Here is a 9,731-nt window from a genome sequence, read left to right as displayed (position 1 = left end):
CACCTCGACACCCTCATCGCAGTCAACCAGCGTAAGTTAGCTAAGCTTAAGGCACTTAAACAGGGCTATTTGCAGAAATTGTTCCCCAAAAATGGGAGCAAGTTCCCAGAATTAAGATTTTTAGGGTTTGCTGACGCTTGGGAACAGCGTAAGTTCTTCGACAACATTAGACGTACAGTAGATTTTCGTGGACGTACTCCCAAAAAACTGGATATGGATTGGAGCGAGTCTGGATATCTTGCCCTTTCAGCTCTTAATGTAAAAAATGGTTATATTGATCCATCTGCTGATGCACATTATGGAAATCAAAAACTATATGATAAGTGGATGACTGGAAAAGAACTTTATAAGGGCCAAGTATTATTTACCACAGAGGCACCAATGGGAAATGTGGCACAAATACCGGACAACAACAAATATATTCTCAGTCAACGAACAATCGCTTTTGATGTTGCTTCAGATAAAATCACAAATGATTTCTTGGCTGTCTTGTTACGTTCGCCGAAATCATTTAATGAATTATCATCCTTATCAAGCGGCGGTACTGCGAAAGGTGTTAGTCAAAGATCTTTATCACAGTTCAAAGTAACACTACCTAAAAGTTTACAAGAACAAAAGAAAATTGGCATTTTTTTCAAACAACTCGACAAGACTATCGCTCTTTATCAGCGTAAACTTGAAAAACTCCAGGAACTCAAAAAAGGATATCTACAAAAGATGTTTTGCTGATACTTAATGCAATCAAATTGGGCTTCTAGGAAGCTTGATACCTTAATGTTTATTGTGGCTTGGTCAATCCATCATTTCTTTGTATGCTTGACTAAGCAATTTTAAGGGCAGTGACTGTCTTTTCCCTTGCGAGTTGACATGGAATAATCTTCAAGAAGGTTTCACAGTCAATGAGCGTCTTCCAGACAGTCTCGCTGATATTGCTGTTTGGCACATTTTTAATCGTGCTACTCAACTATATCAACAAGCACTACCAATAAAAAAGCCTCCCTACATAACTTTGAACGGTTATGGGGCGCCTTGATATCGTTCTTTAGCTAAGACCACCGCCTTTGAAGCGGCTTGCGCGGGAAGCCCTGTTTTCGATGGTACTTCCTTTTGCTGTTTTTATTATAACGTGGTTATAACTGACTTTCGATCATTTTTAAGCATGACTCCTACGGTGGTGTAATGTACCGAACAATTTGTCCGTCATTACATCATAGAAACCCCTTTATCTTGGCCTTCCAAAAGAGCTAAATCTTGATACGTTCATCTGCGGTAAGTAAGTATAGGTCCTTTGTGGTCGTCTTTTCTTTTGATTTTGACACGCAAAATTATTACCGAGGAAGTCACCGAATGTCTCAAATTTGGGGCAAGACTTCAAAACAACTTATGAGATTTATCAAGACATCATAAAGTCTTTGCGCATTCATAATACAAACCTATTTCATTAGTTCCTATGCCAATATCATCAACTAAAACAAATGGGCACAACCATCAAAAGCTTTAAGAAGTACCGGAAACAGGCCCTGAACGCCGTTGAATCACCATATTCAAACGGTTATTTAGAGGGCAACATCGGCCGAATTAAGAAGATTAAAAACACTGCTTTTGGCTTCCGTAATTGGGAGAACTTTGTCAACCGTATTAAGATTCAACGCCAATGGCTTCACCCAGCACGTCAAACTGTGACGGTATAAAAAAGTACCTAGACCAATTAAGCTCCAGATACTTCATAAGGATTCCATCAACTTCACATGACAAATAACAAAAAAACTGGCATTGGTGTGGTCCAATGCCAGAAATTTTACAGCCAATATCATTTGTTTTTTAGATCATCAACAGTATTAATATTCTTCATATATTTGGGAACTGCCAACCCTGTTTTAGCTCCCTTCAAATTTTTGCGCAATTGAACATACTTACCTTTGTACTTCTTGGCATACAAGCCATGGGTAACTGGTAACTCAGCAGTCAAGGAAGCGTCAGAACTACCATTAGCTATCGAATTCCACATAACTCCCACGTCTAACTGTTGCATTGTAGCTTTATATCCTTTTTGCTTCAACAAAGTCGTTACTAAAGTGGTTACCGCAATTTCATAGTCATATGGTGTATAAACTAATTTAATTTTTTTGCCATGACCGTTTGGCACCCCCGCTGTCCATGCTTTGACTTGTTTAGGATGGTTTTTAATAAACTGATTGACAGCTTTTTGCTTATTCATGCCACCGTTTATGTTCAGCATTACTGGATTTGACATTGAAATTGTCCAATGGAAATTCTTTAGTAACTTAGTAGCACCTGGATTATCTTTTTCCAACCCTTTACGTGTAATGGTGCGCATTGATTCACCATTACCATAAACATGTTTTGGATCTTTTAAAAATTTCAACGAATATTTAGCAACCATCCAGTGTGGCTGCCAGCCAGTAACAACGATAGGCTGTTTATTTTTAACTGCCTTGGATAACGTGCTAATCATCGCAGCTGTAGAACTTGGCATGATCTGCCAGTTAGCCTGTTTCAACTTATATTTTGACAACAATGTTTGTGTATTAGCCATTACACCCGCACCAGCTTCGATCCCTGTAATCGTATAATTGATTTGCGGTCCTAACTTTTTATGTGAGTCGTATTCAGCTGGTTTAGCACAAGCACTAACTATGGCTGTCAAACATATAATCACTGTGGCCATTTGCAAATAACGGAGAATTCTTTTCTTCAAACTAATCATTCCCCCTTTATTTGGATGTTTTGTTGAACGATTGTGTGATTCGATCCAAAATAATAGCTACAATAACCACAGCAATTCCTGCGGCAAATCCTGCCCCGGCATCATTACGCCCCACAGCAAAGTAAACCTGAGTTCCTAAACCAAGGGCGCCAATCATTGATGCAATCACGACCATTGAAAGTCCAAGCATCATCGTTTGATTAATTCCGGACATTATTGTTGTTTTTGCTAGTGGTAACTGTAATTTGATTAGCTTTTGCCAGCTGGTCGAGCCAAAGGAATCCGCTACCTCGATCAAGTCACTTGGCACCTGCCGGATTCCCAAGTTTGTCATTCGCACTGTCGGTGGCGTCGCAAAAATCACTGAAGCCAACACCCCCGGTACCATCCCGATACCAAAAAATGAAACGGCCGGTATTAGATAAACAAACGCTGGCAAGGTCTGCATGAAGTCAAGAATTGGTTTGATTACGATCTCAGCTCTTGAACTTTTTGCCATCCAAATTCCAAGTGGAATCCCAACAACGATTGCAATCAAACTAGACGACAAAACTAACGTCAAGGTCTGGGTCATATCACGCCAGTATCCTAAGTTCCAGATCAATAACAGCCCCAAAACTTCAAACACCATGAAACTAATTTTCTTTTGTCCTCGTTTAACCCAGTACGTGAGTGCTAAGACCACCAAGATAAAGACCCATTGCGGCAAGAAGTCAAAAGCCCATTGAATACCGTCAATGATTACCTGGAAAAAGATCGTCACACTATTAAAAAATCCGGTAAATTGACTCAGCCAGTCAACACCTGAGTTGATCCAATCCGCTAAAGGTATTTTTCCAATATTCATTAAGCACTCACCTCTTCCCCAGCGATAGCCGCCAAAACAGAACTCCGTAGAATGATGCCTAGTAGATGATCGTCATCATCCAACACGACATAAGGAATTGCTGCCTTCGAAATATCGTTAATCAATGCATTGATTGGCATATCCACACTTGTCTTAGGCACGTCTGTCCTAAGAACTGACTTCAGGTCTTCACTGCCCTTCTTAATCAGATCCGAAACATCATGCGCATCGGCAAAACCCACGAATTTGTTGTCATTATCAACCACGTATATTGAAGAGATATCGTTGGCTCGCATTCTCCGCAAAGCCACCCGTGGTCCAGCCTTTCCAATATTAACCACCTGGGCCTGCGTCATTACACTACTTGCCGTCAGGACCTTTGTCCGGTCGACCCCTTCGATGAAGCGTTCTACGTAATCATTAGCCGGGTGAGTCAAAATATCTTCCGGATTATCAATTTGTTCGATATGGCCATCACGCATGATCATAATCCTATCCCCTAATTTCAAAGCTTCGTTCAGGTCATGGCCAATAAAAATGATCGTTTTATGCATTTTCTCTTGAATTTGCAATAACAAATCCTGCATTTCTTTCCGATATAACGGATCCAAGGCCGAAAATGCCTCGTCCATCAACAGAATCTCGGCATCATTGGCCAAAGCGCGCGCGAGACCAACCCGCTGCTGCATCCCGCCTGATAACTGATCTGGATATTGGTCGTCATACCCGGTCAAGCCGACTAGTGTCAATGCTTCATGAGCTTTCCTGTTTCGTACATCTAACGGAAACTTTTTAAGCTCCAATCCATAAGCCGCATTTTGTAATACGGACTTATGCGGAAACAAGGCAAAATTTTGAAAAACCATGCCGATCTTATCTTGGCGCAAGTGACGTAATTCTTCCTTACTGAGGCCCATCACACCTTGTTCATCGATTTCAATATCCCCATCAGTCGAATTTATCAAGCGGTTGATCATTCGGATAATCGTAGACTTTCCACTTCCAGACAGCCCCATGATTACAAACAGTTCACCTTCATTAACAGCAAAACTAGCTTGATTAACTCCAACAGTACAACCTGTCTGCGAAAGGATCTCTGCTTTAGACTTTCCCTCACGCAACAATTTTTTTGCTAGAGATATTTGCTTTCCAAAAATCTTAGTTACATTTTTAACTTTAACTTTTTCTACCAACATACACCTCCATGTATTAGCATGTTACCCAGATTATTATTCATAAGGAATAATAATCTGGGTAACATGCGCCACGCGCTTGGGTAGACATGGTGTATAACGCTATGAATGAGTCAAAATAAAATTTACATTTTTTATATTCACCAATTTGTTCTAAACCAAGAAATTAGCACCATATCCAACCAATTTCATCATACTCAACCTTCATAAGGCGTTCAAAAACTTCTTGGTTACCTAAAAGTACTATAATCCACTATATCAAAATTTTGATTTTTTTAAAAGTCTCCAGCTTTAGAACGTGATTAGAATTTTTTTAATAGGGCGAATTTACAATTGAAATGCAACACAAAGTAAAAAAATAAACCCATACCGGGTAGAATATGTTTAACGACCAAATCAAACAATTCGAGGTATCCGGTATGAGCTATAAACATCTTACTATAAAAGAACGTGAAATACTTATGTTTTTACGAACTAAGGGGTTATCTATCCGGGCTGTTGCGTTACGGCTGGGGCGAAATCCAAGCACTATTTCACGGGAGTTAAAACGTTGTGCAGGTAATTATTCCCCAAGCAAAGCAGATAATGACTATCATCAAAAGCGGCAGAATTGTCACAAGAAGCGGCTATTAGACAGCCATCCACAATTACGCCGTCAAATTGTTCATTACATCTTAGATCTGCACTGGTTACCAGAGCAGATTACCGCTCGCTTTAATAAGGAACATCAATGGTGTGTTAGCTACAACACAATTTACCGTCATATCTATCAACACAATTTAGGTGAGAAGTACTCCTCACGTGGTGATACCGGTATTCAGCGCCATCTCAGACATAAACATCGGACTCGGCATTCAAAGAATACTAGACGACATCGAGAAGTACAGACCGACTATATCTCGATCCATGAGCTCCCTGGTTTTATCAACCAGCGTCAACGTATAGGTGACTGGGAAATTGATACTGTGATTGGTCGAACGGGTCACGCCATCCTTTTAACGGTTGTCGATCGGCTTAGTCGGCTTACGCTTATCAAAAAGGTTGTGCAAAAGGACTCGCAGGAGATAAATAAAGGCTTAGTTGAACTGTTAGGGGCCATTCCTAAAGAATTTGTTCATTCTATTACACCAGATCATGGGACCGAATTTCTTCATCTTGATGAAATCAGCGAAAGGTTAGGTGTTACTGTCTATTGGCCCGATCCATATTCGCCTGAACAGCGTGGAACAAATGAGAATACAAATGGATTAATCCGGGAATATTTTCCCAAGCGAACAGATATTGATAATTATACAGAACAGGACGTTGAACACTGCCAAAAGCAGTTAAATCAACGTCCTCGCAAAGTGTTAAACTATGAAACCCCATATGAAGTATTTTTTGACAAACCGTTGCACTTAGTTTGACAATTCACCATATATAATTAAGCAATGCACCTTAAAATCGCTTAGAAGACGTTTTAAAGGGTCTATACGGTGTGCTGTGTTGTGGTGTGTGATTGCTTGGTGTTGAACGTATAGATTTAGATACTATTTGGTCGTGAAATATTTATCCCGCTACTTTTATTCTAGTAATGTTGATACAATCTACCAAATATTACAATTCATTACAAAAACGGCCTTATATTACAAGCACCCCCTAAAAACGTAATGTTCTGATTATTGCACTGCAACACTCACTAGTTATACTAGTCACTGTTGATTGGTTGAGACATCAACTGCTCGACCAATAGAAAATATATGTAAATAATCGAACACACGCAAATTATAGGAGAGTGTATTAATTATTATGAAGATCAAAAACCTTGTATTATCATCAACTGCTGCATTAGCTTTATTCGCTATCTCAACAACGGTTGCCAACGCTGATACTTATACTGTTAAGGCCGGCGATACTGTTTCAGCAATTGCCCAAGCTCACAACACTTCAGTTTCAGCCATTGAAAAGGCAAACAAGTTAGCTAATGTTAACTTAATCTTCATTGGTGATAAGCTTGAAGTCAATGGTACTACTACAACAACCACGACTTCTGCTGCTACAAGTGCTGCACCACAATCAGCAACTAGCCAAGCTACGTCTTCAGCTGCTTCAACAACCTCAACGACTTCAACACAGACGACTCAACAAACGACCACGACACAATCATCAGCTCAGACTAGTCAAACTCAAGCTCAACCGAGCCAAGCTAGCCAGACCCAATCAAGTCAAACACAAACTAGCAAACCTGCTGCTCAGACGACGACTCAAACGTCTAGTTCAACATCAAACTATAGCAACAATGGTTCTGATAGTGCTGCTAAGGCTTGGATTGCTGGTAAAGAATCTGGTGGTTCATATTCTGCTCGTAACGGTCAATACATCGGTAAGTACCAATTAAGTGCTTCATACTTAAACGGTGACTACTCCGCTGCCAACCAAGAACGTGTTGCTAACAGTTATGTTGCTTCACGTTATGGTTCATGGAGCAACGCCAAGAGTCACTGGCTTGCTAATGGCTGGTACTAAAAAGCCACTCTAAATTAATAAACAAATGCAAAGATTGCGGATCATTTCTGATTCGCAATCTTTTTTCTACTATATTAAATCTGTGCTGAAGCACGTGTGTCCCCCCACCAATACCCATTATAAAGTTACTCAGTTGCTAAGTGACTTTATAATGGGCCTTAGCACTTAGCATGCTGACAACCCGTTATTTAGATATGCGATATGCTTATTCTAGCAACCGCTTTAAGACGGACACGATCCAGACCTGCTAGTTGTCTCCCCCAATCGACGACCCACTCTCCCAACCAAAATACCACATGTTTTTATTTGGCGGTTGATATTAATGGTTTACCACAAGCCATTCTCGTGACACGAGCTAATGTATCAGATCGTTCAGGTGCATTGGCTATGTTTAAAGTTAGAGCTGGTTCAGCATGTCATGGTTGATGGTGGCTACACTGGCAATGACTTTGCGGATCAGGTGAAGCTCATTTTGAATGCTAAGACGACGGTAGCTAAACGCAACGAGTTGCATATGTTCACGGTGTTACCGCAACGATGGATCGTTGAACGTTCATGGAGTTGGCTAGACAAATGTCGGCGACTTTGGAAAAACTGTGAACGTGCCCTTAACAGCAGTCTTCAAATGGTTGTATTGGCCTTCCTGAAGATAGTTCTTAAAAGATACTAGACAGGTTCTTAATAAGGCAGCTACGGGTGTAATAATCAGCCGACGAATCTTAAGCGGTGCACACGCATTGATAGAGCTACATCACCATTGAGTTACGCCCATTGCAACACTAAAAACCGGTTGTTTATGACCAGAATGTGAATAATCTTGCTCAGGTGTAGTAAATGGCGCTAACCCTTGTCGCAACTGGCATAATTAATGTGGAGTAAATCAAAGATCACTACACGTTAGTGTTAAACTCTGCCCAAGTTCAAGCAAACCTACGAGACCTACTTAGCGCCTCATGATGCCTTGATGGTGAGGAAACATCCCGCGGAACTGGCAATCCTGTTAGCTACTTACGAGCTAAACGGTACGGCAATGGACATGACGATCGTGACGCTTAAGCGACACGAAGTCGCTGTCACCAGCCCTTATTCCAACGGTCCGATCGAAGGGGTTAACCACCTCATCAAGTCACTCAAACGATCCTGTTTTGGCTTCAAGAATCAGCTGAACTTCTTCAAACGAATCTACCAAATCACGGCATAACATGACAAAGACGGCTCCCCAAATGGAGAACCGCCTCAAATGATAAATTTATTCTTCAACACCAGTTGACGTAGAGCCATAATTATAGGGCACTTGGGTTGAGAAAACTGATGTTAACTAAGAATGCAAACGAACTAAAATCTTTGCTTGTTTTTTATCCTTTTCTAAGGATTCAATTCCTTCTGAAACTAATTCATTTAATTCAATCTTTTTTGTAATGACACGTTTGAATAGTGACCGATGGGTATCTATAATCTTAATTACTCGATCGAAGATATTGGCATATCCATAAGATGTTAATAAACTACCACCCTTTTTAAGAAGAGCTCTAACATCTACAACTGGTGGATGTTGAAATAATGCAATCACGGTAACCTTGCCACCGTTTTTAAGAGCCTGAATGGCACCAGTAAGTGTGGGTTGTACACCGGCACAATCAAATGCAACATCTACTCCCTGATTTTCCGTGATAGTGCTGATAGCGTGAGCTAATGACTTTTGGCTATCAGCACGTATTGGGTATTGAACCCCTAATTCATTTGCTAAATCCAAACGTTCCTCTGACATGTCATTTATTATGACGTGATGGGCACCAGAAATTTGTGCTATTAAGGCCGTGAACAATCCAATTGGACCAGCACCCTGAATTAAGACATCATCTCCAGGAGACACTCGGCTTGCCATAACTGCTTGTGCAGCAACTGAAACTGGCTCAACTAAAGCCCCTAAATCAAGCGGAAAGTTAGTTGGCAAGAGATGTGCAAAGGTACTTTTTACATTGCACTTTTCAGCTAAGCCACCGTTAGCCGAAAATCCTAAGAATCCTGCTGATTGATCACTACCTATAGCATGCTCACACCAATTATAATGACCAGAAAGACATTCCGGACATTTTCCACAAGCAATCATTGGCTCGACTGCAACTTTATCTCCAATTCTTAATTTAGATACTTGTTTTCCAATTTTAGAAATCGTCCCAGAGAATTCATGACCAGGAATCAGCGGAGCCTGCATATGGGTTAGCGGATGAGGCATTGTCGCCAAATCCATACCCTCTAAATATTCATGAATATCACTACCACAAATACCATTAAATGCAACCTCAATTTGAACTTCATCTGGTGCCGGATCAGGAATATTTCTTTTTTCAAAGCGGATATCCTTAGGACCGTAAATAACAGCTGCTTTCACCATAGTCATAGTGCTTCGCTTCCTTCATGTTCAATATAGCACAATTATAAAAGGGTAGCGTCAAGA

At 40.6% G+C, this 9,731-nt stretch carries 8 protein-coding genes and 3 pseudogenes; 7 read left to right on the top strand and 4 right to left on the bottom strand.

All coding sequences use genetic code 11. The features are described from left to right. The 3 genes and pseudogenes from KGF65_RS15705 to KGF65_RS15700 all read left to right on the top strand — a co-directional run. On the top strand, positions 1 to 729 hold a 729-nt coding region (locus KGF65_RS15705; RefSeq protein ID WP_233757549.1), incomplete at its 5' end, for a restriction endonuclease subunit S. Positions 730 to 899: 170 nt separating this feature from the next. Beyond that, on the top strand, positions 900 to 989 hold the full coding sequence (locus KGF65_RS17165) for a putative holin-like toxin (RefSeq protein WP_222844221.1): 90 nt from the start codon (positions 900 to 902) through the stop codon (positions 987 to 989). Positions 990 to 1,472: 483 nt separating this feature from the next. Then, positions 1,473 to 1,691 (top strand): annotated as a pseudogene (locus tag KGF65_RS15700) (transposase); the annotation flags it as partial. Between the two features lie 119 nt (positions 1,692 to 1,810). Here KGF65_RS15700 and KGF65_RS15695 read toward each other — a convergent pair. The 3 genes from KGF65_RS15695 to KGF65_RS15685 are packed head-to-tail and all read right to left on the bottom strand — an operon-like array spanning position 1,811 to position 4,768. Beyond that, positions 1,811 to 2,728 (bottom strand): glycine betaine ABC transporter substrate-binding protein, encoded by a 918-nt coding sequence (locus tag KGF65_RS15695; protein ID WP_064578705.1) that lies wholly within the window; start codon positions 2,726 to 2,728, stop codon positions 1,811 to 1,813. 7 nt (positions 2,729 to 2,735) lie between these two features. Next, entirely contained in the window at positions 2,736 to 3,575 is an 840-nt protein-coding gene (locus KGF65_RS15690; protein ID WP_020923853.1) for a proline/glycine betaine ABC transporter permease, read from the bottom strand. Beyond that, entirely contained in the window at positions 3,575 to 4,768 is a 1,194-nt protein-coding gene (locus KGF65_RS15685; RefSeq protein WP_027822877.1) for a glycine betaine/L-proline ABC transporter ATP-binding protein, read from the bottom strand. The genes KGF65_RS15690 and KGF65_RS15685 overlap by 1 nt, the downstream gene beginning before the upstream one ends. A 419-nt stretch (positions 4,769 to 5,187) precedes the next feature. Here KGF65_RS15685 and KGF65_RS15680 point away from each other — a divergent pair, with 419 nt between their 5' ends. The 4 genes and pseudogenes from KGF65_RS15680 to KGF65_RS15665 all read left to right on the top strand — a co-directional run. Further along, a complete protein-coding gene (locus KGF65_RS15680; protein ID WP_191986011.1) occupies positions 5,188 to 6,174 on the top strand; it encodes an IS30 family transposase in 987 nt (328 codons plus the stop codon). Between the two features lie 382 nt (positions 6,175 to 6,556). Then, a complete protein-coding gene (locus KGF65_RS15675; RefSeq protein ID WP_041161898.1) occupies positions 6,557 to 7,273 on the top strand; it encodes a LysM domain-containing protein in 717 nt (238 codons plus the stop codon). Positions 7,274 to 7,576: 303 nt separating this feature from the next. Further along, positions 7,577 to 7,943 (top strand): annotated as a pseudogene (locus KGF65_RS15670) (transposase); the annotation flags it as partial. Positions 7,944 to 8,186: 243 nt separating this feature from the next. Continuing rightward, positions 8,187 to 8,474, top strand: a pseudogene (locus KGF65_RS15665) (transposase); the annotation flags it as partial. 117 nt (positions 8,475 to 8,591) lie between these two features. On the opposite strand, the gene KGF65_RS15660 reads toward KGF65_RS15665, so the two are convergent. Next, a complete protein-coding gene (locus tag KGF65_RS15660; protein WP_003561291.1) occupies positions 8,592 to 9,674 on the bottom strand; it encodes an alcohol dehydrogenase catalytic domain-containing protein in 1,083 nt (360 codons plus the stop codon). Positions 9,675 to 9,731 lie beyond the last annotated feature (57 nt).

This window comes from Lactiplantibacillus sp. 30.2.29 (assembly GCF_018991255.1).
GTDB classification, from domain to species: Bacteria; Bacillota; Bacilli; order Lactobacillales; family Lactobacillaceae; genus Lactiplantibacillus; species Lactiplantibacillus pentosus.
Note: the sequence above shows the minus strand (reverse complement) of the source record. Positions and strands in the feature narration are given on the sequence as shown.

What these genes read in the sequence shown, in the direction of transcription:
- KGF65_RS15680 (WP_191986011.1), top strand. Translation starts at nt 5,188, where the DNA reads ATGAGCTATAAACATCTTACTATAAAAGAACGTGAAATACTTATGTTT.
- KGF65_RS15695 (WP_064578705.1), bottom strand. Translation starts at nt 2,728, where the DNA reads ATGATTAGTTTGAAGAAAAGAATTCTCCGTTATTTGCAAATGGCCACA.
- KGF65_RS15675 (WP_041161898.1), top strand. Translation starts at nt 6,557, where the DNA reads ATGAAGATCAAAAACCTTGTATTATCATCAACTGCTGCATTAGCTTTA.
- KGF65_RS15660 (WP_003561291.1), bottom strand. Translation starts at nt 9,674, where the DNA reads ATGACTATGGTGAAAGCAGCTGTTATTTACGGTCCTAAGGATATCCGC.
- KGF65_RS15690 (WP_020923853.1), bottom strand. Translation starts at nt 3,575, where the DNA reads ATGAATATTGGAAAAATACCTTTAGCGGATTGGATCAACTCAGGTGTT.
- KGF65_RS17165 (WP_222844221.1), top strand. Translation starts at nt 900, where the DNA reads ATGAGCGTCTTCCAGACAGTCTCGCTGATATTGCTGTTTGGCACATTT.